A 24,178-nucleotide genomic window follows, 5' to 3' on the forward strand; every position below is an offset into this window, starting at 1 on the left:
AGCGGCGATGCTTTTGTTTTTACGCGGCGAATCACTCTCGCACGCGGGTACCGGCGGATACAATACCACGAGCTTCGCCGCGCTGTACCGGGATCGCGACCGGAACGGAACAAGTACGCCGAAGTTTTCTAAGGGGCCCCGGCATCGAACAAGTCGCGCAGCAGCGCATCGCGTGCGGCGGGGCCCGAGGGGCCCGGCGGGCGGGCGGTCGCTTGGGTCAGTCTTGCGAAAACCATGCGCCGCTCGCCTTTGACCGCCCAGCCGACGAACCAGCCCCAGGGCCGCGCATGGTTGAGCGTGCCGTCGGCGTTGCGCGGCGGGGCGCTGCCGGTCTTGCCGTAGACGCGCCAGCCATCGCCGCGTAGCCCCTGATCGAGTAACGCCGTGGTCATATCGATCGCCTGCGGCGAAACCGGCAGTTCGCGCGCGAGCAGCTTGCGCAGGAATGCGACCTGCTCGTCGGGCGAAATCGCGAGCGACGAGCTGAGCCACGCGCGATCGAGGCCGTTCTCCTTGCCGGGATCGCCGCGCGTGTCCCGATTGCCGTAGCCGAACGCGCGCGCATAGGCCGCGAAGCGGTCCTTGCCCAGCGCGTGCGTCACGCGCTGCGAATACCAGACGACGGACTCGCTCATCCATTTCGCCGGATCGGTCGGCGATTTCCACGCCGGGTTCCAGGCGGGATAACCGTCGCGATAGGGCAGGACCGGCGCGTTCGCATCCTGCAAGAAGCCGGAATCGTATCCCATCAGCGCGATCGGGATTTTGAACGTCGAGGCGGGCGGGGCGCGGCGCGCGCAATCGCCGTCGCGGCGCAGAACCTTTCCGTTCGCCGCCTCGACGACGATCGTGCAGATCGTTTTCGTTTCGGCGTGGGCGGGCGAAGCGGCGAAGAGTGCAAGCGCGACCGAAAACCAGCGTCGCAAGTTCATCGCAGCGCCGAGACGAGCAACAGACCGGGCCGATCCAGTTCCGCACGCAGCGACGGATCGGCAGCGGCTTCCTCCGGCGTGGGCGCGTATTCGTCGATCCGGGCGATCGTGAAACCCGCATCGATCAAATCATTCAGCGTCGTCGCCAGCGTGCGATGGAATTTCAGCACGTCGTCGGCGAACCAATCCGTGCGCCGCTCGCCCTCGATCCCGTAATCATAAACGGGCCATATCTTGCGTCCGCCGGGGCCGTCGATCCAATCGATCTTGCCGGCGGCCATATAGATCGGATGCTCGACCGAAAAAACCAGCGCGCCGCCGGGCACGAGGCCGCGATGGATCGTCGCGACGAGCTTCGGGAAATCGGCGACGTAGTGGAAGGCAAGGGAGCTGTAGACCAGATCGAACGCGCCAGGCGACAGATCCAGCGTGTCGAGATCGGCGCGGCGATACGCGATCGCCGGATCTTCCGTGTCGCGCCGCGCGCGGGCGAGCATGTTCTCCGACAGATCGAGCCCGAGCACGGACGCGGCACCGTTCTCGCGGGCCCAGCGCGCGAACCAGCCGAAGCCGCAGCCCAGATCGGCGACGTGCGCGCCGGCAAGCGCCGGCAGCATCGCGCGCAAACGCGGCCATTCCGGCGCGCCGTCGAGGCCGATCTTCTGCCGGCGCAGCGTCGTATAGCCGGCGAAGAACTTGGGATCGTCGTAGATGTTCTGGGCCATCGCCGGGTTTTAGCGGGACGACGTCCTTCTCGGCAACGTCGATGCCCCGTCCGGGCGAACCGGACGGGGCATGGCGTTACTTAGGGCACGCGGATTGTGACCCGCAGGAACGCGGCGGGGATCATCGTCGTGTCGTTGGTCTTGGCTTGGTTCTGCCGGTTGAACAGCAGATCGAGCTCGTTGTGCAGTTCCTCGGCCTTACCGGATTTGGCCGCCGCTTCGAACGCGTTCATCGTCGGGCCATAGAAATTGCGGAACCGATCGAGGAATTCCGACGCCGGACCCGCATGCCGGAACACGTAGCTGTCCTTCTCGCACACGACGTTGGCGGCCGGAACGCCGGCGGCCGCAAAACGCTCGACCACGTTGGCTTCCACGCCCCAGGTCATCGGGCTGACGAAACCTTCCGGCGGCGGCGGCGAATAGGCCGAGCTGATCTTCAGGATCTGCGCCACCAATGTGGGGTCGCCCGGAATCCAATTGCCCATCACGATCCGGCCGCCGGATTTCGTGACGCGCACCATTTCCTTGGCGACGTCGAACGGTTTGGGTGCGAACATCGCGCCGAAGATCGAGACGACAAGATCGAAGCGCATATCCTCGAGATTAGCGAGATTGCTCGCATCGCCTTCTTCGAAGCGGATATTCGAAAGCGCGAGGGCCTGGGCGCGCGCATTGCCGGCGGTGACCAGATTACGAGCGATATCCACGCCTAGAACTTCGGCGCCGGCTTGCGCTGCGGGGATCGCCGTCGTGCCGTCGCCGCAACCGAGGTCGAGCACCTTCATGCCCTTCAAAACGCGCAGCGATTTGACGAGGGCTTCGCCGCTTTCGCGCATCGTCGCGGCGATGCGGGTGAAGTCACCTTTTTCCCAAAGCGCCTTGTTGGCGTTGGGAACGGAGATCGGTTTGGTATCCATGCTGGGTTTCCTTAGTGGTTGAAGGCCCCCAAAGGATCATCGCCGCATTCGCCGCGATAGTGCAGGAAGTGGAGCGACCCGATACAGATTGTGAAGCGCCCGCGTCAGGCGGCCGTGCGTTGTTCCGCCGCCGCCGCTCCGTAGCCGCTGCACACCATCCATTTTTCCAAAGTGGCGATCAGCTTGCGATCGCCGATCAAGGCGATCTTGTTGGCGTCGATTTCGGCGCGCAGGCGCGACCAGCCCATCCACGCCGATGTCATCGCTTTCAGATCGGCCCGGATGAAAAGATCGACGTCATGGCCGGGATCGAGCAGGCAGAGATCGACGGGTTGGCCTTGGCGCGCCACCAGCCAGTAATGTTGCTCCTTCGCGGGCAACTCCGGATAGGTGAATTGTATCACCGTCGTCTTGCCGCGCGGCAGCGCGGCGGCATCGATCCTCCGGCGCATGTTCCACATCAATAAACGCGCGTCTAGTTTTTCGAGCGAGACATCCTTGTCGATATTGCGATGCGCCCATTTGCCCAAGGCTTGCACCACGGGCACCAATTCGTCGGCCATGGGCGTCAGGGTGTAACGCGTCTCGCCGCCATCGGCTTGGGTCCGGCGAACCAGACCATGCTGTTCAAGTTCCTTCAGACGCTTCGACAGAAGCGTGGGCGAAATGCCGGGCACGCCGCGCCGGATTTCGTTGAAGCGCGCCGCACCGCTCGCCAATTCGCTGAGGATCAACAGCGTCCAGCGCGGCTCGATGATTTCGCAGGCCTTGGCGACCGGGCAAAAACTGGCATAGCAATCGGTTGTCATGAATTCTCTCCGCAAAAGGACATATTCTGAATACCGGAATTCGCGGCGCGTCCAGTCCAGAAAGTGTAGCGCTTTGGAACTTGGTGGCGGGGGTGGGATTGAAAATCCGCGCTGATGGCGCGGAATTTTCCTCGCGTTGCGCGGACTTCGCTGACGCTACGCGCCGCACGCGGTGCGAACGGTCGAACCTTGGGTTCGTTCACCGCATCCCCGTCGCCAGATTTGCGAGGGCCCGTTTGGGCCCCGGCAAATCTGGCGGAGGGGGTGGGATTCGAACCCACGAAGACGTTGCCGCCTTGCCGGTTTTCAAGACCGGTGCCTTAAACCGCTCGGCCACCCCTCCGCATTTGCGTCCATCCGGTCCGACGGGCCTTGCGGGCGCCGCAACATAGCGCGGACGACCGCGCGGCGTGAACACACTTCCTTAACCCCCGTCGCCCAGTCTGGCGGGTATGGATGCCGCGAAACCCGAAACCGCCGAGCAATTGCGCGCCTTGCTGGACGACGCCTTGCGCGTCAACAGCGCCAAGAGCGAGTTCCTGGCCCATACGAGCCACGAGCTGCGCACGCCGCTCAACGCCATTATCGGCTTCGCCGAGTTGCTGCAGATCAAAGCGAGCGGGCGGCTCGATCCGCGCGAGCGCGGCTATCTCGACGACATTGTGCAGGCCGCGTTCCATTTGCAGGCGGTGATCCAGGGCATTCTCGATTTCTCCCGCCTCGAAGCCGGAAAATTACCGCTGGCCGAGGAACCCGCGCGCCTCGCCGAAGCGGTCGAGGCGAGTTTGCGCTTGGTGCGCAAACAGGCGGAATCCAAGCGCATCGCCTTGTCGCATGCGGCAGAGCCCGCGTTGCGCGTGCTGGCCGATCCCACCAAGCTGCGCCAGATCTGCACCAATCTTTTGTCGAACGCGGTGAAGTTCACCAAGCCCGGCGGCACGATCCGCGTCGAGGCGGGCGAGGACGCGGCCGGTCCCTTTATCCGCGTGGCCGATAGCGGCGTGGGGATGTCGGCGGAGGATATCGTGCGCGCGCAAAAACCCTATATGCGCGTGGCCGACAGCCCGTTCGTCGCGCGGGAAGGCGGCATCGGTCTGGGCCTGCCGATCGCCAAGGCGCTGACCGAGTTGCATGGCGGCACGCTGGAAATCGAAAGCGCGCCGGGCGAGGGCACGCGCATTACAATGCGCCTGCCCGCGACGCGCCGGTTGGCTTGAGTTTTCCGTCAGTTGCCCTGGGCCTGTGCGGGCGCGTAGAGTGCCCGCCCCAATGAATATCGACTTCCAACTCTGGCTTTCCAAGCTGGTCTGGCTGATCGCCGAACCGGCCAGCTTGCTGCTTTCGATCTGGGTCGCGGGCTGCCTCGTGCTGTGGACGCGCTGGTGGCGGCTGGGCCGTTTCCTCGTCTGCGTGTCGGCGTTGCTGACCACGGCCGTGGCGCTCTATCCGATCGGGCAGATGGCGCTGCGCCCGATCGAAGACCGGTTTCCGCCGGTCGTCACGCTGCCGCCGCGCATCGACGGCATTCTCGTGCTCGGCGGCGTCATCGATTACGACGTGATCGGCAAGCGCGGCGTGCCGTCCTCGCTGCTCGCCGCGGGCAGCCCGCGCCTCGACGCGTTCGTCGAACTCGCGCGGCGCTATCCGATGGCGCGGCATGTGTTCACCGGCGGCTCGATCGAATTGATCGACGGCCGCGATACGGAAGCCGACGTCGTGCGCCGCATCTTCGCGCGCATCGGCCTCGACACCACGCGGATCATCTTCGAGGACAAGTCGCGCAACACGTTCGAGAACGCGCGCCTCAGCCTCGAGATGATCAAGCCGGAGCCCGAGGAAACCTGGCTGCTGATCACATCGGCCCGCCATATGCCGCGCGCGGTCGGCACGTTCCGCAAAGCCGGCTGGCCGAATTTGATTCCCTATCCGATCGACTACGCGACCGATCCCGATCGGCCCTTCGATAGCCAATTTCGCTTGGGCTACAATCTCAATTACCTGTCCGAGGCGATCCGCGAATATATGGGCCTCGGCTATTACTGGTATTTGAAGCGCACCGACGCATTGTTCCCGGGGCCCGACGCGCCCAAGCCCGAAGGCGAAACGACGCCCGCGAGTGAAGCGCCGGTCGAACCGCCCGCCGAGGCGGCCCCCGAACCCGCGCAACCAGAAGCGCCGTCCGCCTCCGAGTAATTCAGGATTCGGCCCAGGCCTTGAGTCGGGCGGGGGCGGGCGCTTCGTTCCAGAAATCGACGCGCAAGCGCCCGCTATCGATCGACACGCCGCAGCATGATCCCGTCGCGACCGCCATGCCTTTGCCGTCGGCTTGCGACAGGCCGCGCGCGTGGAATTCCGCGTCGCGCTTGCCGACGAACTTGAGGATACCCTGCGAAGTACACACGACCGGGATCGTCGTCTCGGTCATCGCGGCGAGATCGGCGATCACTTCGCCGATATTGGCCTCGAGCTTGTCGAGATCGGGCTTCCAGCCCTGCAAACGCGGCCACACGCCGCGCTTGCTCCACGCCTCGACCATCTCGGCGCCGACTTCCGCCGCGACGTCTTCGGTCGTGCGGCCTTCCCATTTTCCGTAATCGATCTCGGCCAAGCGATCGTCTATCTCGGGGGCCGCGTCGAACGCCACGCGCAGATATTCGCGCGTGCGTTTGAGCGGTCCCGACCGCAACGGCCCGACCGATAAACCGGCGGCGCGCACGGCCTCGCCGAACAATCGCGCTTGGTCGAGGCCCTTGGCGACCAGCGGCAAGTCGCTGCGCAGGCCGACCCACACAGCTTTCTCGCCGGGGGCAAACGTATTGCCGTGGCGGGTGAACAGAACTTTGCGCATCAAAGAACCTTCGCCGTGCCGTCATAGACGGGCAGCAATTCGCCTTCGCGTGCGATGATCGCTTCGGCTTGGGTGAGGTCGTCGGGGCTGTCGATCGACCAATGCGTGCGGCCGCGATAATCACACGGCACGACGCGCATCTTGATGCCGTTCTCGAGCGCGCGAAGCTGTTCGAGCTCCTCGGCCTTCTCGAACGGGCCCATCGGCAGCGTCACGTATTCCGCCAGCGTTTCCGCGCGGAAGGCGTAGATACCGATATGGCGCCAGACCGGCGGCGCGCCATCGGGCTTCTTCACGAAGGGAATGATCGCCTTCGAGAAATAAAGCGCGTCGCCGTTCTTATCGAAGGTCACGGTCGTGCCGCCGGCTTGGCCCGCGGCTTTCTGTTTGCGCAACGCGTCGATCGTTTCGGGCGCCATGCGCGTGGCAAGCGTGGCGGTGCGCACGGATCTGTCGCGCGCCAACTCGGTCGCCAGCGCGCCGATCACCCAAGGCGGCGTCAGCACCGCGTCGCCTTGCAAATTGATCACGTCCGCATCGCCCAAGCCCAAGGCGACGGAAGCCGCATGGGTACGTTCGGTGCCGTTGCGGCAGCTTTCGGGCGTCATGACCGCTTCGCCGCCGAAGCCGCGCACCGCATCGAAAATCCGCGCATCGTCGGTCGCGACCACGGCACGGCCCACACCTTCGGCCGCCATGGCGATCGCCCAAACGCGGCGGATCATTTCGACGCCCGCGACCTTGGCCAAGGGTTTGCCGATGAAGCGCGACGAGCCGTAGCGCGCGGGGATGATGGCGATGGCGCCTTTCATGCGGCCTCCGCGAGACGATCGAGGGCCGCGCGATAAATCTCGGGCCCGGCGAACAGGATCGGCGTCGGGCGGCCTTGTTCGCGCCGTTCGCTTTCGAAGCGCCAGACGCGCAGCAGCCACAAGGCCTCGCACGCGGCGAACACGTCGGCATCGAGCGTGCGGCCGGTCTTGGTTTCGTACGCCGACAGGATCGCGCCATACATCGCCGCGTCGGCGGAAAGATGGCCCGTGGCGGCGTCGATGCGCGTCCAGTGTTTGAGCTTCACGAAATCGAGTTCGGACGGCGCGACCAGCGCGTTGTCCCAATCGATGATCCACAGGCGCTGGGCCGCCGCATCGTCGATCAGATGAAGCCCGTGCAGATCGTTATGCACAAGCGTCCAGCGCGCGACGGGTTTCGCCTTGCGGGCGATGGCGCGGGCGTAACCGTCGATCGCACCCGGAACGGGGCCGCGCGCGAGTTCGCGTTCGATCGCCCCGCCGACCCAGGACGCGAAATCCTGGTCCGGCCCGGCGAGGTTCAGCAGATCGGCTTTGCCGCCGTCGAAGGCGACGGCGTGAATATCGGCAATGGCGTGGGCGGCACGAATCAACGCGGCGGCGGAAGGGGTGGCATGCGCGGCGCCGATCGCATCGCCCGGACACCAGCTTGCGATCTCCCAGGGCAGGGGCCACAGATCGTCGCCGTCGCTCCAATGATGAAGCTGAGGCGCGTGCGGCGGCGCCTTGCCGTTGGGCTTCGCGGCGGCGGCCAAACGATCCGTCGCGCCGTCGCGTTTGGCGGCGTGGATCGCGCCGACAAGGGCGCTTTTGGCGATGCCCTTCTCGTACCGGAAGCCGGCTTCGTTGACGCGCAAACGTAACGCATAGCGCGTATCGTCGAGCGTCACCGGAAAAGTGCGGTTGATGGCGCCGTCGATGGGCGCATCGATAAGAGCTGCGGCCGCGCGCGCGCCGAACACGCGGGCGAGCAGCGCTTGCGCGCGCGTCGAATCGGGAAGATCTGTCGTCGGGTTCCGCAAAGTGCGGGGAAACTGCCCCTTTTTTGCCGCAATGGCAACATGGTAGGCCGCGCGAAGCACTACGCATTGCCACGACGCGAGGGTCCATGGCATGAGATTCGCCATGTCGTACTTTCCGAATCGCCGCGCCGTTCTGGCGGGCCTCGCCGCCGCGTCTTCTCTGCCGGGCTTCGCTATGGCGAACGACCAGCCTTTCGACGCGTGGCTGCGCGATCTGCGCGCCGAGGGCCGCCAAAAGGGCCTGAAGGATTCGACGCTCGACGACGCGTTGCGCGGCGTTTCGCCGATCGCGCGCGTGCTGGAACTCGACCGCGCCCAGCCTGAAATCCGCCTGACCTTCGAGGAATATCTCGCCCGCGTGGTCAACGACCAGCGCGTGCGCAACGGCCGCGACCGGGTGAAGGAAAACGCCGAGTTGCTCGACCGCGTGACCCAGCGTTTTCCCGTGCAGCCGCGCTTCATCGTGGCGCTGTGGGCGATCGAAACGAATTTCGGCGCCAACACGGGCGGCTTCAACATTTTCGCGGCCCTCGCGACCCTCGCCTATGACGGGCGGCGCGCGGCGTTTTTCCGCGAGGAATTGTTCAACGCTTTGCGCATCGTCGATCGCGGCCACGCCAAGGCGTCCGACATGCGCGGCTCCTGGGCCGGGGCGATGGGGCAGTGCCAGTTCATGCCGTCGTCCTATTTGGCCTATGCCGTGGATTTCGACGGCAACGGGCACCCGGATATCTGGCAAAGCCGGCCGGACGTATTCGCCTCGATCGCCAATTATCTGGTCAAGGCCAATTGGCGCGGGACCGAGAATTGGGGCCGCCAGGTGGCACTCCCCGCCGGTTTCGCGCGCGATCTGGTCGACCACAACAAGGTCACCAAGCCCTTGTCCGAATGGCAAAGCCTGGGCGTGCGGATGCCCAATGGCGCCGATCTGCCCGTGGCGCCGGACCTGCCGGCGTCGATCGTCCAGCCGATGGGCGAGGGCGGGCGCGCCTTCGTCGTCTACAACAATTTCCGCAGCATCATGCGCTGGAACCGGTCGGTGAATTTCGCTTTGTCGGTCGGCCACCTTGCCGACCGTATCGGCGAGGTTTAATTTTTAAGGGTTCGGCGAATCGAGGCGATTCGCCGCGTTTTTAGGACCGGTCCGGGCCGGCTTTGTATCGTTCGCGTCATGCGGATTTCATCGATCTCTCGCGCCGGCGCGCTGCTGGCGATCATGCTGGCCCTTGGCGCTTGCTCGCAGCTGAAGCTGGGAGCGACGGCGGTCAAATCCATGCAAGGGCCCGAACCGGCGCCCGAACAGCCCGCGCGCGCCCAAGGCATCTATAAGGTCGGCGATCCCTACCAGATCCAAGGCGTTTGGTATTACCCGGCCGAAGATTGGAACTATGTCGAGACGGGCATCGCCTCGTTCTACGGCGGCGAGCGTTCGGGCACGGATTTCCACGGCAAGCTGACCGCGAACGGCGAACTCTACGACATGAATTCGCTGACGGCCGCGCATACGACGCTGCCGATGCCCAGCCTCGTGCGCGTGACGAATATCGAAAACGGCCGCTCGATCGTGCTGCGGGTCAACGATCGCGGGCCTTTCGCGCGCGGGCGCATCATCGACGTGTCGCGCCGGGCCGCTCAGCTTCTTGGTTTCGAAGGGCAGGGCACGGCCCGCGTGAAGGTCGAACTCTTGGCCGACGAAAGCCGCCAGTTGAAGGCCGCGCTCACGGGCCGCGACGAGAACCGCACTTTCGCCGCCGTTCCGCGCACGGAAGTGGCATCCGACGCTTTGCCGCCCCCGCCGGGCTCGCGCGCGTCTTCCGGCCCCGTGCAGTCGTCGGCTTTGCCGCCGCCGTCGCAAATATTGCAAGGCCAAGCACCCGCGAACGGCAATTCGCGCAACGCCGCGAATAACAACGCGCGCCAGGCGCCGCTTGCCCAGCGTGCGGCCCCGATCCCGACGCAGGCCGCGAACGATCCGGCGCCGGCGGCGCAAGCGCCGGCGGCGAATTCGTCGTCGCGCGGCGCGCCCGTGGTCAACGGCCGCGCCCCGGCCAACCAAGTCGCGCAAGCCGGCCCGCCGGTTTCGCGCGAAGTCGCGGCCTTGCCGGTCGAGCAGCAAGCCATGGCGCGCCCGACCTTGACGCAGACAGCACCACGCGCCTCGAGCTTGTGGGTCCAGGCCGGCGCGTTCGGCAATTACGAGAACGCCTATCGTTTGTCGGTTCGTCTGTCGCGCTACGGTTCGACCAAGGTGATCCCGGCCAGCGTCAACGGCGCGCAGGTCTACCGGGTGCGTTTGGGACCGATCGCCGATGTAACCGAGGCCGACCGCGTTTTGGCCACATTGGGCAGCGAAGTTCCCGAAGCGCGAATCGTCGTCGATTGAAAGGCGAGACTATGTTGCCCGTATTGACCCTCGTCCTGGCCGCCGCACTGGCGGCCGCTCCCGTCATGACGCCGGAAACGGCGCAGGCCCAGACGCGTCAGCAACAGCAGCAACGTCAGGCGCAGCCGCCGGCGGCGCCCGCCCAACGCGCGGCCCCCGCGCGCGGCCCCGCCGTCAACGCCGACGGCGTGCCGGAGATGACGGCGCGCCAGATTTTGGTGATGGATTACCAGACCGGCTTCGTGATGCTCGACCGCAACGCGGACGAGCGCATGCCGCCGTCGTCGATGAGCAAGATCATGACCGCCTACATGGTCTTCAAGGCGGTCAAGGAAAAGCGCATGGCGCTCGACGACATGCTGCCGGTTTCCGAACGCGCATGGCGCATGCAGGGCTCGAAAATGTTCGTGCCGCTGGGCGGGCGCGTGAAAGTCGAAGACCTGATCCGCGGCATGATCATCCAATCGGGCAACGACGCGTGCATCGTGCTGGCCGAAGCGCTGGCGGGCAGCGAAGAAGCCTTCGCCGAACAAGCGACGGCCGAGGCCAAACATATCGGTCTGCGCGATTCGAATTTCCGCAATTCGACCGGCTGGCCCGATCCCGATCACTACATGACCGCGCGCGATCTCGCGACGCTGGCCAAGCGGATGATCGACGACTTTCCGGAGTATTTCCATTACTACAGCGAACTCGATTTCACCTACGGGCGCGACGATCGCACGGGCAAGGAAATCAAGCAGGGCAACCGCAACCCGCTGCTCTATCGCAACACCGGGGCGGACGGCATGAAGACCGGTCATACCGACGCGGCCGGCTATGGCCTCACCGCCACGGCGCGGCGCGACGGGCGGCGCGTGATCGCGGTGTTCAACGGCTGGCCGTCGATGCGCGCGCGCGCCGAGGAATCCGAGCGGATGATCGACTGGGCCTTCCGCGAATTCCAGACCTACAAACTGTTCACGGCCGGTCAGGAAGTTGACCGCGCGGATATCTGGCTCGGCCAGAAGCCCGGCGTGTCGCTCCTCACGGCGCAGGACGTGGCGATCACCATGCCGCGCCGCCTGCGCCCGCAACTTCAGGCCAAGATCGTCTACGACAATCCGGTCGCGGCGCCGATCCAGGCGGGTCAGGTACTCGGCAAGGTCACGATGTCGGCACCGGGCGTCACGCCGGTCGAAGTGCCGCTGGTCGCGTCGGAAGGCGTGGATAAGCTCGGCTTCGGCGGGCGGATGACGGCGGCGGTCAATTACCTGGTCTTCGGCGCGCGGAAATGATCGCGCGCGGCCGCTTCGTTACCTTCGAAGGCGGGGAAGGGGCCGGCAAATCGACGCAGATCGCGCGTCTGGCCGCGCGTTTGTCGGCGTTAGGGATCGACATTCGCCGAACGCGCGAGCCCGGCGGCCCGGCGGACGGTTCGATCGAACAAGCCGCGACCTTGCGCAAGCTGCTGGTCGAAGGCGATCCCGGCCGCTGGTCGCCGCAATCGGAAGGTTTGCTCAACTACGCGCAGCGCGTCGAACACGTGAACCGCTTCGTCAAACCCGCGCTCGACACGGGCGCTTGGGTTCTCTGCGACCGCTTCGCTGACTCGACGATGGCCTATCAGGGCTATGCGCATGGCCTTGGCCCCGCTTTCGTAAAATCGCTGCATCGCGCGTCGCTGGGGGCGTTCAAGCCCGATTTCACGCTGATCCTCGACATCCCCGTCGCCGACGGTTTGGCACGTGCGGGTGCGCGGGCCGGGGCCGAAACCCGCTTCGAGCGTTTCGGGCGCGATTTCCACGAGCGCGTGCGCAAAGGCTTCCGCGCCATCGCGAAGGCCGAACCCAAACGCTGTGCTGTGATCGACGCGCGCGGCTCGCTCGACCAGGTCGAAGCGCGGATATGGCGCGCCCTCGTCAAACGCTTTCCCACGCTCGCCGCCGCGCGCTAAGGTCGGCGCGCAATGTCCGATCCCGGCGAATTCCAACGCGCACCCCGCGCCAATCCCGATCTCATCGGCCATGAAGCGGCCGAGGCCACGCTGCTCTCGGCGTGGAACTCGGGCAAGCTGCCGCATGCGTGGCTGATCGCGGGCCCGCGCGGTATTGGCAAAGCCACGCTCGCCTATCGCTTCGCGCGCTTCGTGCTGGCCGAAGGCGCCAAGCCGCAAGGGGATTCGCTGTTCGGCGCGCCGGCGCAACCCAGTTCGATCGCTTTGTCGCCGGCCGATCCCATCTATCGCCGCGTCGCGTCGGGCGGACATTCCGACATGAGTGTGGCGGAATGCACGGTCCATCCGAAGACCGGCAAGATGCGCAGCGAGATTCCAGTCGATGACGTGCGCGGCGTCGTCCAGTTCCTGCACATGACGCCGGCCGAAGGCGCTTGGCGCGTCGTCGTCGTCGATGCGGCGGACGAAATGAATACCGAGGGTGCGAACGCGCTTTTGAAAGCCCTCGAAGAGCCGCCGCCGCAAGCGCTGTTGCTGCTGGTCACGCACGCGGCCGGACGTCTGCTGCCGACGATCCGTTCGCGCTGCCGGATGCTGTTCCTGCAACCGCTGCCCGAGGCGAAGGTCGTGACGCTGTTGTCGCGCTATCGGCCGGAAATCCCCGGCGACGAGCGCGCGGTATTGGCGTCGCTGTCCGACGGTTCGATCGGCCGCGCGATGGATTTGGCCGATCGCGGCGGGGCGGAGCTCTATCGCGAAGTTCTGGCGCTGGTCGCCGACCTTCCCAAGCTTGATGCGCTCGCCGTGCAGCGCTTCGCCGATCAATTGGCGCGGGGCGGGGAGGATGCGGCGGCGAGCTTGCGCACCGCCCTCGATCTGATGGGCGGGCTCGTCCATCGCCTCGCCAAATCGGCGGCGGGACAACCCGCCGCGTTGCCCGAGGAACATGCGCTGGCCGCCCGCGCCGCGGCGCGCGGCGCCCAAGCCTGGGTCCAGGCGTGGGAGCGTATCGGGCGCCTGGGCTCGGCGGCCGAAGGCCTCAATCTCGACCGCAAGCAGACGATCCTCGCGGCGTTCGGCGCGCTTCAACAAGCGGCGGCTTAGTTACGCCTTCGGTTCGTCGATGATCGACACGTGGGCGGCGACGACGCGCCAGCCTTCGGGGAAGCGCACCCAGGTTTGCATCTGACGGCCCACGCGCCCCGGCGTGCGGCGGAACATCGTCGAGGCCGTGCCGAAATCGCGCCCGAAGGTCGTGATGACCGGCTTTTCCAGCGTGCGTTGCAAACCCACGCTGGGCCGTGCCGCACGGAATGCCGCGATTTCGAGATAGCCGTAGAGATTTTCCGCCATGCCGTAGCGGATCGTGTAGGGCGCGTTCTTGAACAACTCGTCGAGCGTTTCGACGTCGTTGGTCGTCAGCGCCTTTTCATAGCGCTCGAACATCGCGGTCAGTTCGGCCTTCACCTCGGGAATATCGACTTCCATCTTCGCGCTCTTTCTTAGAGTCCGGCGACCGGGGCGGTCGCGATACCTTGGCGTTCGAGTTCATAGGCGACGCGCAAGGCGATATCCTCGCGCCACGGGGCGGCGACGATCTGCACGCCCAGCGGCATGGCGCCCTTGGTGTGGATCGGCGCCAGCGCCACGGGCAGGCCGATGAACGAAATCGGCTGGGTGTAGATCCCAAGATTGGGCCGCACCAGCATTTCCTGGCCGCCGATATTCATCGTCACCTGACCGAGCTTTGGCGCGGCGCAGGGCGTGGCGGGCAGCAGGATCGCATCGACATCGGCGAACAGCTTCAGCACTTGATCGGCGTACCAGCGGCGGAAGCGTTGCGCCTTCACATACCAAGCGGCGGGCACCATCAAGCCGGCGAGCAAACGATCGCGCGTCGCAGGGTCGAAATCGGCGGCGCGGGTGCGCAAGCGCTTCTCGTGCAACTGCGCGCCTTCGATCGTCGTGATCGTATAGGCGGCGGCGCGCGCGCGCTGCGCTTCGGGGAGAATCACCTCGCGCGTCGCATTCAGCGCTTTCGCGGCGCGCGCGACGGCATCGAACACGACCGTTTCGCCGCCTTGGGCGAAATAACCGCCGCCGACCGCGATCCGCAAACCATCGGCGCCGAGCCCGACATTGGTGAAACTGGGTTCGATGTCGCGCGGCGTCTGGCCCGCATCGGCTTCGTCAGCACCTTGCAGCGCGTCGTAGACGAGCGCGAGATCTTTCGCCGAGCGCGCGAAGGGCCCGAGGTGATCGAGCGAACCAACGAACGGAAACGTATCGCTGCGACCGAGGCGGCCATAGGTCGGCTTCAAGCCGAAAATGCCGCAGAGCGCGCCGGGCACGCGGATCGAGCCGTTGGTGTCGGAACCCAGCGCCACCGGCACCATGCCCGACGCGATTGCCGCACCCGAACCGCCCGACGAGCCGCCGGCCATGCGCGTGCGGTCATGCGGATTGCGCGACGGGCCGTCATGCTCGTTCTCGCCGGTGAAGTCGTAGGCGTATTCGCCCATGTTGAGCCCGCCAAGGCAGATCGCATCGGCCGCGTTCATCCGGCGGCCGAGAAACGAATCCCGTTTGGCGGGCGGCAGGTCGCGATTGATCTTGGAGCCCGCGCGCGTCGGCAGGCCTTCGATGTCGAACAGATTCTTGACCGCATAGGGTACGCCGGCGAGGGGACCCAGCTTCTCGCCCTTGGCGCGCTTGGCGTCGATCGCATCGGCTTGCGACAGCGCACGGCCCGCGATCACGTCGGTGAAGGCGTTGATCTCCGGATTCTGGCTCGCGATGCGCACCAGCATCGTCTCGACGATCGCGTGCGCCGATATCCCGCCCGAGGCGACGCGTCGCGCGATCTCGTGCGCCGAAAGCTCGATCGGGGTCACTTCAACCCCTCCGGCCGCCAAACGGGAGCGGCTTCGAGATCGTCGGGCAGGTCGAACTCGGTCACCGCCTTGGCGATGGCGAATGTGCGTTCCAGGTTGCCGCGAACCCCCGGCCGATAGGCGGGGTCGATCTTGAGGCCAAGAATTGCGGCGGTTTGGTCGAGATAGGCGTCGATGTCATCCATGGCGGGCCGGAAGGAAGCAAGAACCCGGCCAATTTGTCGCGTGCTTGCACGGAATTAGCGGGCGGGCCATATATCCTGCCATGAAAAGCTTCTACGTCACTTCGCCGATCTATTACGTCAACGACGTTCCCCATATCGGGCATGCCTACACCTCGCTGGCTTGCGACGTGCTGGCGCGCTTCATGCGGTTCGACGGATACCGCGTGCATTTCCTGTCGGGCACCGACGAGCACGGCCAGAAGGTCGCCAAGGCGGCGGCCCTGGCCGGCGTCGATCCGCAGGCTTTCACCGACAAGGTTTCGCAAAACTTCCGCGCGTTGCTGCCGGCCCTGGGCTGCTCCAACGACGATTTCATCCGCACGACCGAGCAGCGCCACAAGGATTCGGTCCAGGCGATCTGGCGTGCGATGGCCGCGCGCAAGACGCCCAAGGGCAACGACAACATCTATCTCGGCAAATACGACGGCTGGTACGCCGTGCGCGACGAAGCCTATTACGACGAGTCCGAGCTCACGACCGGGCCCGACGGCAAGAAGCGCGCACCTTCGGGCGCCGAGGTCGAATGGGTCGAGGAGCCGTCGTATTTCTTCCGCCTGTCGGATTGGGGTGATTGGCTGCTCGAATGGTACGAGAAGAACCAAGACGCGGTCGGCCCGGCCACGCGCCGCAACGAAGTGATGAGCTTCGTGAAGCAAGGGCTGCACGATCTGTCGATCTCGCGCACCACGTTCGACTGGGGCATCAAAGTGCCCGGCGACGAAAAGCACGTGATGTATGTGTGGCTCGACGCGCTGACCAACTACATCACGGCCGTCGGCTATCCCAACGTCGAGGACGAGAAGTTCAAGACCTTCTGGCCCGCCTCGGTCCATATGGTCGGCAAGGATATCGTGCGCTTCCACGCGGTCTATTGGCCCGCGTTCCTGGAAGCCGCCGGTCTGGCGCCGGCCAAACGCGTCTACGCGCATGGCTGGTGGACCAATGAAGGTCAGAAGATTTCGAAGTCGCTCGGCAACGTCATCGATCCCTTGAAGCTGATCGAAACCTACGGCCTCGACCAGGTGCGCTATTTCCTGATGCGCGAAGTGCCGTTCGGCCAGGACGGCGATTTCTCGCACGCGGCGATGATCCGGCGCATGAACACCGATCTCGCCAACGATCTCGGCAATCTCGGCCAGCGCGTGTTGTCGTTCGTCGCCAAGAACGCCGGCGCTTGCGTGCCCACGCCGGGCGACTTCACCGACGCCGATCGCGCGATGCTCGACAAGGCCGCCGCGTTGCTGGCGATCGTGCGCGCGGACATGGCGCAGCAAGGGTTCCACAAGGCGCTCGACGCGGTGTTCGCGGTCGTCGCCGACGCCAACCGCTATGTCGATGCGCAAGCGCCCTGGACCTTGCGCAAGACCGATCCCGCGCGCATGGCGACGGTGCTGTACGTGCTGATGGAAATCCTGCGCCGCGCGGCGCTGTTGCTTCAGCCCTATATGCCCACGACGATGGCGAAGCTGCTCGACCAGCTCGCCGTTCCCGCCGATGCGCGCGACGCGACCGCTTGGGACAAGGTGCTGGTCGCGGGCACGGCGTTGCCCGCCCCGCAAGGCCTGTTCCCGCGCTATGTCGATCCGGCGGCGGAGGCGGCGAAGCCGGGGGCAGGGACCAAGAAATGATCTTGGTCGACTCGCATTGCCATCTCGACTACCCGGAACTGCAAAAGGATTTTCCGGGCGTGCTGGCGCGCGCGCGTTCGGCGGGCGTGGAAACGATGCTCGCCATCGGCACGAAGCTGTCGGCGTTCGACAACGTGCGCAAGATCGCAGAAAGTGCCCCGAACGTGTTCTGCACGGTCGGCGTCCATCCGCACGAAGCCCAGCACGAGCAAGCCGCGACCGATGCTTTGGTCGCCGAGGCGGCGCATCCCAAAGTCGTCGGGATCGGCGAAACCGGCCTCGATTACTATTACGAGAAAAGTCCGCGCGAGCCGCAGCGCGAGAATTTCCGCGCCCATCTGCGCGCGGCCCACGCGACCGGTTTGCCGGTCGTGATCCATACGCGCGATGCCGATGCCGATACGATCGAGCTTCTCGATTGGGCGGCGGCGGAATTGCCGGGTGTCACCGGCGTGCTGCATTGCTTCACGTCGAGCCTGGAACTGGCGCAGCACGCGATGAAACTCGGTTATTTCATCTCGATCTCCGGCATCGTCACGTTCAAGAACGCCGAGGATCTTCGCCGCACGGTGAAGGAGATCCCGCTCGACAAACTGCTGGTCGAAACGGACTCGCCGTATCTGGCGCCGATCCCGATGCGCGGCAAACCCTGCGAGCCGAGCTACGTGATCCACACGGCGCGCTGCGTCGCCGGCCTCAAGAACGTCACGGTCGAGGAGCTGGGCCGCGTCACGACCGAGAATTTCTACAAGCTGTTCGCGCGCGCCAAACGGCCCGCGGCGGCGGCGGCGTGAGCCAAAACCTGAAAGTCACGATGCTGGGCAGCGGCGCCTCGGCCGGCGTGCCCCTCGTCGGCTGCACGTGCGCCGTTTGTTCCAGCGCCGATCCCCGGAACAAACGCACCCGGGTTTCGATCGTCGTCGAAAGCGCCACGACGCGCATTCTGGTCGATGCCAGCCCGGACCTTCGCCAGCAGCTTTTGGCCTCGGGCCTGACCAAGTTCGACGCGGTGATATTCACCCACGAACATGCCGACCACATGCACGGCATCGACGATCTGCGCACGCTGAACTGGCTCAAAAACGGTGCGCTGGATTGCTATGGCGACGCGCGCACTTTGGCCGAAGCGAAACGCCGGTTCGGTTACGCGTTCGAGCCGCCGAACGAATTGGCGCTCAAAGGCGCTTGGGTCGTGCCGGTACTCGTACCCAAGGTACTGGAGCCCGGCCAGACCGTGCGGATCGGCGATATCGACGTGTCGGCCTTCATGCAGGTCCATGGCGGCGATCGCGACCCGACGCTGGGGCTCCGGTTCGGCGATTTTGCGTATTCGACCGACGTCAAGGAACTGCCCGAAGCCGCGTTCGCGGCCTTGGCCGGGATCGACAGCTGGATCGTCGATTGCCTGCAGGAGCAGCCGAACTTCGCCCATAGCCATCTCGACCAGACGCTGGAATGGATCGCACGGGTAGGGCCGCGCCGGGCGGTTCTGACCCACATGAACCACCGGCTGGATTACGCAGCGCTGGCCGCCAAGCTGCCGCAAGGCGTCGAACCAGGCTATGACGGACTGATCCTGGACGTGGTTGCGCGCCAGGCGGTCCAAGCTGCGAAATAAGCGCCAAAAACAGGCGTAAGCATATGCGTCAAATACGTATCTTATATTTTTGATAATATACATTATGCGATTTATGGAATGGCGTTGGACGGCGGTCCGGCGACTCCGTACGCTCCACCCCCAATGTCCGGCGAACTCGAGTATTTCTGGTTTTGGCTGCTGGCCAACGCGGCCGATCTGCGCGACGTGACGGTCGCGGCGGCGGCCTTCGCCGTTCTGCCGTTCCTGGCTTGGCGCGCCTGGACCGCGCGCAAACTGGTCGAGGCGCAGCAGCGTACGGCCGAAGCGACGGAGATCGGCAAATCGGCGGAGATCATGGCCCAGGCCTTCGCCGGGCTTGGCGACGACAAGGTCCAGGTCCGGATCGGCGCCGTGTACTCGCTGGAGCGCCAAGCCCGCGCCCGGCCCAAGGACCAAGGCCCGATCGTTCAGACCCTCGCCGCCTTCGTCCGTGACCGTTGCCCGCCGCCCGTCCAGCCCGCGACGGCCGAAACGGTCTATCTGCCGATCCAGACCGATGTGCAGGCCGCGATCGGCGTGCTCGGCCGCCGCGTCCGCGCCAACGACCCGGCCGGCACGCGACTCTCGTTCGCGGGCTCCAATCTGTCCGGCTACGATCTGTCGGACGGCGATTTCACCGGCGCCACCTTTAAGGGTGCCTATCTGTGCGCCGCGAACTTTGCCGGAACGCGGCTCGCGCGGGCGGATTTCCAACTTGCCGTCGGCGATCAGGCCGATTTTTACGGCGCCAAGGCCCGCGAAGCGTCGTTTTCGTCGGCCTATTTCGCCAATGCGCGCTTCGCCCATGCCGATCTGACCGGGGCGGCTTTCGTCGATTCAGATTTGTCCGGCGCGGACTTAGCCCATGCTCAGGTTGAGGGCGTGGATTGGCGGGGTGCTGCAATAGACAACGCAGCCCTGCCCGCCAAGGCACTACCGAAACCGCAATAGCCTCTCTATACCCTCGCCCATCATGACCAACCCGCTCGACAAAACGGCGCCGCCGATGGCGCGCCTTCTGGCCGTTATGGCCAAGCTGCGTGACCCTGCGACCGGCTGTCCCTGGGATCTCGAACAGAGCTTCGCCACGATCGCGCCCTACACGATCGAAGAAGCCTACGAGGTCGCCGACGCGATCCAGAAGAACGACATGGCGCATCTGCGCGAGGAACTGGGCGACCTGCTGTTCCAGGTCGTGTTCCATTCGCGCCTCGCCGAAGAAGACAAGGCCTTCGCTTTCGACGACGTCGCGCGCGACCTTGCGGACAAGATGATCCGCCGGCACCCGCATGTCTTCGCCAAGCGCGAGGACAAGACCAGCGAGGAACAGACCGAAGCCTGGGAGGCGACCAAGGCGCATGAGCGTCAGGCGAAGTCCCAAGGCGGCGCGCTGGACGGCGTGCCGCTGGCCCTGCCCGCGGCGTTGCGCGCCCAGAAGCTGCAAAAGCGCGCGAGCCGCGTGGGCTTCGATTGGGGTACGGCCGGTGCGGCCCTCGACAAGGTCGAGGAAGAAGTTAGCGAACTTCGCGTCGAGCTCGCCATCGCCGACCCGAAGAAGCTCGAGGAAGAAGTCGGCGATTTGATGTTCGCGCTGGTCAACGTCGCGCGGCTTGCGGGCGTGGACGCCGAGACGGCGTTGCGCGGCGCCAACGCGAAATTCGAGCGCCGCTTCGGGCGCGTGGAAGAAAAGCTGCGCGAACGCGGCCGCACGCCGGCGGAATCCGATCTCGCCGAGATGGACAAGCTCTGGGACGCGGCGAAGAAAGAGGAACGCGGCGGATGAAATCGGCGCGGCGCTTTACGGCGTCCGACGGATTGTCGCTGCATTACGCCGAATGGGCGCCGGAAGGCACGCGCCACGCGCCCGATATCCTGTGCCTGCCCGGCCTCACGCGGCACAGCGCCGATTTCGATTGGGTCGCGACGCATCTCTCCAATAACGGCTATCGCGTCGTGTCGCCCGATCTGCGCGGGCGCGGCAAGTCGGACTACGCGCGCGACATCTCGACCTATGCGCCGCAATATTACCTCGACGATCTGCGCGCCTTGACGATCGCCGCACGCATCGACCGCTTCGTCGTGATCGGCACATCGTTCGGCGGCTTGCTGGCGATGGCTTTGGCGACGATGCTGCCGAGCCAGGTCGCCGGGCTGGTCGTCAACGATATCGGCCCCGATATCGCGCAAGACGGCGCCAAACGCATCCTCGATTACATTTCGGTCGACAGGCCACAGCCCGATTGGAACGCGGCGTCGATAGCCCTGCGCGAATTCCTGCCCGACGTGCTGGCGAACGATCCGGAAGGCTGGGATCAACTCGTGCGAAATACCTACCGCACCGGCGACGACGGCAAGCTGCACTACGATTGGGACGTGAAGATCGCCGCCAATCTTCAGCCCGGCGGCGATCCCGAGATCGATTTGTGGGCGCTGTGGCGCGCGGCGTCGGCGCTGCCCGCTTTGGTCGTGCGTGGCGCCAAGTCGGATGTGTTGTCGGCCGAGACCTTCGCCCAGATGAAGGCGACGAAACCCGATTTGATGCAGGTCGAAATTCCCGATACGGGCCATGCGCCCACGCTCGACGAACCCGTCTGCCGCATGGCGCTGGCGGCGTTGTTGGCGAAGGCATCGAGGTAATTGTCGGGCGACATGTTCGCCCTTGATCGCGGCCCCTGCCGCGCGCCACTCTCGCGCGTCCGATTATAGCGAGGATGAAGATGGCCCTGCCCGTGTTCGACGACGTCGTTGCCGCCGCCAAGCGGCTCGAAGGTTTCGCGGTCAAAACGCCGCTGCTGGAAGCGCCGTTGCTGAACGCCAAACTCGGCGGGCGGTTGCTGCTGAAGGCGGAGCCGTTGCAACGCACGGGCTCGTTCAAGTTCCGCGGCGCGTATAACGCGATCAGCCAAATCCCGGCCGACAAGCGCAAGAACGGCGTCGTCGCGTTCTCGTCGGGCAATCACGCGCAAGGTGTCGCGGCGGCCGCGCAAATGCTCGGCATGCCCGCCTGGATCATCATGCCGGAAGACGCGCCCGCGATCAAAATCGCGCGCACCAAGGCCTTCGGCGCGACCGTCGTGCCCTATGATCGCTACACCCAGGATCGCGAAAAGATGGGCTTGGAGCTGCAAGCCAAGTACGGCGCAACGCTCGTGAAGCCTTACGACGATCCCAACATCATCGCGGGCCAAGGCACGATCGGCTTGGAAATCGCGCAGCAATGTCAGGCGATGGGCGTGACGCCCGATGCGGTCGTGGTGTGCTGTGGCGGCGGCGGCCTCGTCTCAGGCACCGCACTGGCGCTGTCGGGCACCCTGCCCGGCGTGCCGGTCTATTCGGCCGAGCCCGTGGGTTTCGACGATACGAAGCGCAGCCTGGAAGCGGGCACGCGGATCAAGAACGACCCCAACGCGCGCTCGATCTGCGATGCGCTGCTCGCCCCCACGCCCGGCGAGATGACTTTCGCGCTGAACAGCAAGCTGCTCAAAGGCGGTTTCGCGGTGACCGACGAGGAAGTGAAGCGCGCGATGGCGACGTTGTTCCAGGAATTCAAACTCGTCGCCGAGCCGGGCGGTGCGGTCGCCGCCACGGCCGTTTTGGCCGGCAAGTTGCCGATCAAGGGCAAGACGGTGGTCGCGGTGGTTTCGGGCGGCAATGTCGATCCGGCGACCTTCGTCGATGCGCTTTCGCTCGCCGCGTAAGCACGGCGGGTAAAATTTAGGCAGAAATCGGCTTAAGTATACGAAATGGGCCCAGCAACGGGCTGGCCCTGGGTTTGCTTTATCGGTGGCTACGGAATGACGCCGGACTCTCGCCGGCGCCCGTCCGAACCCATAAACCGAAAGGCAAACCAAGCATGACCGGGAAGATTTCACGCCGCACCTTCGGCCTTGGCGTCGCTGGCGCGGCCGCCGCGGCGCAGTTCAAGCTGGCGGCCCCCGCCCTCGCCCAGGCGCGTACCCGCGTGCGATTCACGCTCGACGTCGATTTCTGGGGCCCGCAATCGAACTTCCTGCTCGCGGTCGAAAAGGGTCTCTACGCGGCCGAAGGCCTGGACGTGCAGGTCGATGGCGGTGCGGGTTCCGGCCAGGCCGTGACGCGCGTCGCGCAAGGCACCTACGACATCGGCTTCGGCGATTTCGGCACGATGGCGCGCTTCACCGCCACCAACCCGGCCACGCCGGTCACCGCGTTCTTCGTGATTTGGGACCTTCTGCAGCACGGCATCGTATTCAAGAAGGGCGCGATCAAGGACGCCAAGGACATCGAAGGCAAGACGCTCGCCGCCCCGGAACCCGACGCCGGCCGTCAGATGTTCCCGTGGTTCGCCAAGGCTGCGGGCATCGATATGTCGAAGGTCACGCTGCGCCATATCGACTTCCCGCTGCGCGAAACGCTGGTCGTGCGCGGCGAAGCGCAAGGTGCGACGGGCTTCGTGTCGTCGGTCGCCCTCAACATGGTCCGCGCGGGCGTGCCGCTCGATCAGATCGCCTGGATCCAGTACGCGACCGCCGGTATCGACCTGTTCGGTTCGTCGATCTTCGCGAAGAAGGAATGGCTCGCCGCCAATCCGACGGTCGCCGCCGGTTTCGCGCGCGCCACGGCGCGTTCGATGCAGGAAATGATCAAGGACCCGAAGGCTTCGGTCGCGGCCGCCGTCCGCCGCCAGCCGCTGAACTCGCCCGAAGTCGAGCTGCCGCGCTACCAGATGGTGTTCGAGCAGTCGATCTCGACGCCGACGACGCGCGCCAACGGTATCGGCCATGTCGATCAAGCGCGTCTCACGCGCAACATCGCCGGCCTGTGCGACGCGTTCAACGTGACGCCCGTGCCGCCGAACGATCTGATCTACACCGATGCCTTCCTGCCGCCGGCGGAATTGCGCAAGATCCCGACCTAAATCCGGATCGAAAGCCGAAAGCGACGCGGCCGGCGGGGAAACCCGCCGGCCGTTTTCGTTCGGAATTACATATGGTTACGCGCCGTTAAGAGATCGTCCATAGGTGCCGTGTAGGCTGACGGGAATATTTACTACGTCCCCCGAGCGTCACGCACCCGATGGCCTGCAAAACCGTTCTGATCGTCGAAGACAATCCGCTGAACATGAAGCTGTTCGGCGATGTGCTCGAAGCGCAAGGCTACACGACGCTGCGCGTGCGCGACGGCGAAGCGGCGATCGACGCCGCGCGCCAAGGCCAACCCAATCTCGTGCTGATGGATATCCACCTGCCCGGCCGCTCGGGCGTGGACGTCGCCAAGGAAATGAAACTGGACCCCGCGTTGCGCGACATTCCCGTCGTCGCGATCACCGCCTATGCGTTACGCGGCGATCGCGAGCGTATTCTGGCCGCGGGCTGCAGCGACTACGTCGCCAAGCCGGTCTCGATCGACCGCTTGATCGACGTCGTCGCCGCGTATGCCGCCTAACTT

Annotated in this window: 26 protein-coding genes and 1 tRNA gene; 16 read left to right on the plus strand and 11 right to left on the minus strand. The window is 65.4% G+C overall.

All coding sequences use genetic code 11. From position 1 onward, the window contains the following. Nucleotides 1-128 precede the first annotated feature (128 nt). The 5 genes from blaOXA to J0H39_09830 form a co-directional block, all read right to left on the minus strand. Nucleotides 129-932 (minus strand): class D beta-lactamase, encoded by an 804-nt coding sequence (gene blaOXA, locus J0H39_09810; protein ID MBN9497041.1) that lies wholly within the window; start codon nucleotides 930-932, stop codon nucleotides 129-131. Next, nucleotides 929-1,657, minus strand: coding sequence for a class I SAM-dependent methyltransferase (locus J0H39_09815; protein ID MBN9497042.1), 729 nt, complete (start codon nucleotides 1,655-1,657; stop codon nucleotides 929-931). Before J0H39_09815 ends, blaOXA begins: the two co-directional genes overlap by 4 nt. An 80-nt stretch (nucleotides 1,658-1,737) precedes the next feature. Continuing rightward, entirely contained in the window at nucleotides 1,738-2,577 is an 840-nt protein-coding gene (locus J0H39_09820; GenBank protein ID MBN9497043.1) for a class I SAM-dependent methyltransferase, read from the minus strand. A 104-nt stretch (nucleotides 2,578-2,681) separates the two neighbouring features. Continuing rightward, the gene (locus J0H39_09825; GenBank protein ID MBN9497044.1) at nucleotides 2,682-3,386 is read right to left on the minus strand and encodes a helix-turn-helix transcriptional regulator; all 705 of its coding nucleotides are present in this window, start codon (nucleotides 3,384-3,386) and stop codon (nucleotides 2,682-2,684) included. 253 nt (nucleotides 3,387-3,639) lie between these two features. Further along, nucleotides 3,640-3,729, minus strand: a tRNA-Ser gene (locus tag J0H39_09830). A 109-nt stretch (nucleotides 3,730-3,838) separates the two neighbouring features. Between J0H39_09830 and J0H39_09835 the strand changes: the two genes are divergently transcribed. Both J0H39_09835 and J0H39_09840 read left to right on the plus strand, forming a co-directional pair. After that, nucleotides 3,839-4,603, plus strand: coding sequence for a HAMP domain-containing histidine kinase (locus J0H39_09835; GenBank protein ID MBN9497045.1), 765 nt, complete (start codon nucleotides 3,839-3,841; stop codon nucleotides 4,601-4,603). Between the two features lie 52 nt (nucleotides 4,604-4,655). Continuing rightward, nucleotides 4,656-5,579 (plus strand): YdcF family protein, encoded by a 924-nt coding sequence (locus J0H39_09840; protein ID MBN9497046.1) that lies wholly within the window; start codon nucleotides 4,656-4,658, stop codon nucleotides 5,577-5,579. A 1-nt stretch (nucleotide 5,580) separates the two neighbouring features. Here the strand turns inward: J0H39_09840 and J0H39_09845 are convergent, their stop codons facing one another. The 3 genes from J0H39_09845 to J0H39_09855 are packed head-to-tail and all read right to left on the minus strand — an operon-like array spanning nucleotide 5,581 to nucleotide 8,173. After that, nucleotides 5,581-6,234 (minus strand): histidine phosphatase family protein, encoded by a 654-nt coding sequence (locus J0H39_09845; GenBank protein ID MBN9497047.1) that lies wholly within the window; start codon nucleotides 6,232-6,234, stop codon nucleotides 5,581-5,583. After that, nucleotides 6,234-7,046 (minus strand): 3-deoxy-manno-octulosonate cytidylyltransferase, encoded by an 813-nt coding sequence (locus J0H39_09850; GenBank protein MBN9497048.1) that lies wholly within the window; start codon nucleotides 7,044-7,046, stop codon nucleotides 6,234-6,236. The genes J0H39_09845 and J0H39_09850 overlap by 1 nt, the downstream gene beginning before the upstream one ends. After that, complete coding sequence (locus J0H39_09855) at nucleotides 7,043-8,173, minus strand: phosphotransferase (GenBank protein MBN9497049.1); 1,131 nt, start codon at nucleotides 8,171-8,173, stop codon at nucleotides 7,043-7,045. Before J0H39_09855 ends, J0H39_09850 begins: the two co-directional genes overlap by 4 nt. Between J0H39_09855 and J0H39_09860 the strand changes: the two genes are divergently transcribed. The 5 genes from J0H39_09860 to J0H39_09880 all read left to right on the plus strand — a co-directional run bounded on the left by J0H39_09860 (nucleotide 8,172) and on the right by J0H39_09880 (nucleotide 13,491). Next, nucleotides 8,172-9,161 carry a lytic murein transglycosylase gene (locus J0H39_09860; protein MBN9497050.1) on the plus strand — a complete coding sequence of 330 codons (990 nt, stop codon included), beginning with the start codon at nucleotides 8,172-8,174 and terminating at the stop codon, nucleotides 9,159-9,161. The genes J0H39_09855 and J0H39_09860 overlap by 2 nt on opposite strands. A gap of 78 nt (nucleotides 9,162-9,239) precedes the next feature. After that, nucleotides 9,240-10,451, plus strand: a complete 1,212-nt coding sequence (locus tag J0H39_09865) for a septal ring lytic transglycosylase RlpA family protein (GenBank protein MBN9497051.1) — start codon at nucleotides 9,240-9,242, stop codon at nucleotides 10,449-10,451. Between the two features lie 65 nt (nucleotides 10,452-10,516). Beyond that, nucleotides 10,517-11,728, plus strand: a complete 1,212-nt coding sequence (locus J0H39_09870) for a D-alanyl-D-alanine carboxypeptidase (protein ID MBN9497052.1) — start codon at nucleotides 10,517-10,519, stop codon at nucleotides 11,726-11,728. After that, nucleotides 11,725-12,387, plus strand: coding sequence for a dTMP kinase (gene tmk / locus J0H39_09875; GenBank protein MBN9497053.1), 663 nt, complete (start codon nucleotides 11,725-11,727; stop codon nucleotides 12,385-12,387). The genes J0H39_09870 and tmk overlap by 4 nt, the downstream gene beginning before the upstream one ends. A 12-nt stretch (nucleotides 12,388-12,399) precedes the next feature. After that, a complete protein-coding gene (locus J0H39_09880) occupies nucleotides 12,400-13,491 on the plus strand; it encodes a DNA polymerase III subunit delta' (protein MBN9497054.1) in 1,092 nt (363 codons plus the stop codon). On the opposite strand, the gene hpxZ is transcribed toward J0H39_09880, so the two are convergent. The 3 genes from hpxZ to J0H39_09895 are packed head-to-tail and all read right to left on the minus strand — an operon-like array spanning nucleotide 13,492 to nucleotide 15,466. After that, nucleotides 13,492-13,875: an oxalurate catabolism protein HpxZ gene (gene hpxZ, locus J0H39_09885; protein MBN9497055.1), complete on the minus strand. Its 384-nt coding sequence runs from the start codon at nucleotides 13,873-13,875 to the stop codon at nucleotides 13,492-13,494. It lies immediately after the preceding gene. Between the two features lie 14 nt (nucleotides 13,876-13,889). After that, nucleotides 13,890-15,281 carry an AtzE family amidohydrolase gene (locus tag J0H39_09890; GenBank protein ID MBN9497056.1) on the minus strand — a complete coding sequence of 464 codons (1,392 nt, stop codon included), beginning with the start codon at nucleotides 15,279-15,281 and terminating at the stop codon, nucleotides 13,890-13,892. After that, nucleotides 15,278-15,466 (minus strand): DUF4089 domain-containing protein, encoded by a 189-nt coding sequence (locus J0H39_09895; GenBank protein ID MBN9497057.1) that lies wholly within the window; start codon nucleotides 15,464-15,466, stop codon nucleotides 15,278-15,280. The genes J0H39_09890 and J0H39_09895 overlap by 4 nt, the downstream gene beginning before the upstream one ends. A gap of 80 nt (nucleotides 15,467-15,546) precedes the next feature. On the opposite strand from J0H39_09895, the gene J0H39_09900 reads away from it, so the two are divergent. From J0H39_09900 to J0H39_09940, 9 genes are all read left to right on the plus strand, one after another. Then, nucleotides 15,547-17,133, plus strand: a complete 1,587-nt coding sequence (locus tag J0H39_09900) for a methionine--tRNA ligase (GenBank protein ID MBN9497058.1) — start codon at nucleotides 15,547-15,549, stop codon at nucleotides 17,131-17,133. Next, nucleotides 17,133-17,927, plus strand: coding sequence for a TatD family hydrolase (locus tag J0H39_09905; GenBank protein MBN9497059.1), 795 nt, complete (start codon nucleotides 17,133-17,135; stop codon nucleotides 17,925-17,927). The genes J0H39_09900 and J0H39_09905 overlap by 1 nt, the downstream gene beginning before the upstream one ends. A gap of 8 nt (nucleotides 17,928-17,935) precedes the next feature. Beyond that, complete coding sequence (locus J0H39_09910; GenBank protein ID MBN9497060.1) at nucleotides 17,936-18,751, plus strand: MBL fold metallo-hydrolase; 816 nt, start codon at nucleotides 17,936-17,938, stop codon at nucleotides 18,749-18,751. Nucleotides 18,752-18,874: 123 nt separating this feature from the next. Then, nucleotides 18,875-19,702 carry a pentapeptide repeat-containing protein gene (locus tag J0H39_09915; GenBank protein ID MBN9497061.1) on the plus strand — a complete coding sequence of 276 codons (828 nt, stop codon included), beginning with the start codon at nucleotides 18,875-18,877 and terminating at the stop codon, nucleotides 19,700-19,702. Nucleotides 19,703-19,724: 22 nt separating this feature from the next. Continuing rightward, on the plus strand, nucleotides 19,725-20,534 hold the full coding sequence (mazG, locus tag J0H39_09920; GenBank protein MBN9497062.1) for a nucleoside triphosphate pyrophosphohydrolase: 810 nt from the start codon (nucleotides 19,725-19,727) through the stop codon (nucleotides 20,532-20,534). Continuing rightward, nucleotides 20,531-21,388, plus strand: a complete 858-nt coding sequence (locus tag J0H39_09925; GenBank protein ID MBN9497063.1) for an alpha/beta hydrolase — start codon at nucleotides 20,531-20,533, stop codon at nucleotides 21,386-21,388. Before mazG ends, J0H39_09925 begins: the two co-directional genes overlap by 4 nt. A 74-nt stretch (nucleotides 21,389-21,462) precedes the next feature. Continuing rightward, the gene (locus J0H39_09930) at nucleotides 21,463-22,449 is read left to right on the plus strand and encodes a threonine/serine dehydratase (protein MBN9497064.1); all 987 of its coding nucleotides are present in this window, start codon (nucleotides 21,463-21,465) and stop codon (nucleotides 22,447-22,449) included. Nucleotides 22,450-22,604: 155 nt separating this feature from the next. Beyond that, nucleotides 22,605-23,648, plus strand: coding sequence for an ABC transporter substrate-binding protein (locus J0H39_09935; protein ID MBN9497065.1), 1,044 nt, complete (start codon nucleotides 22,605-22,607; stop codon nucleotides 23,646-23,648). Nucleotides 23,649-23,806: 158 nt separating this feature from the next. Then, entirely contained in the window at nucleotides 23,807-24,175 is a 369-nt protein-coding gene (locus tag J0H39_09940) for a response regulator (GenBank protein MBN9497066.1), read from the plus strand. The last annotated feature ends 3 nt before the right edge of the window (nucleotides 24,176-24,178 follow it).

The organism is Alphaproteobacteria bacterium (assembly GCA_017308135.1).
Taxonomy (GTDB): domain Bacteria; phylum Pseudomonadota; class Alphaproteobacteria; order CACIAM-22H2; family CACIAM-22H2; genus Tagaea.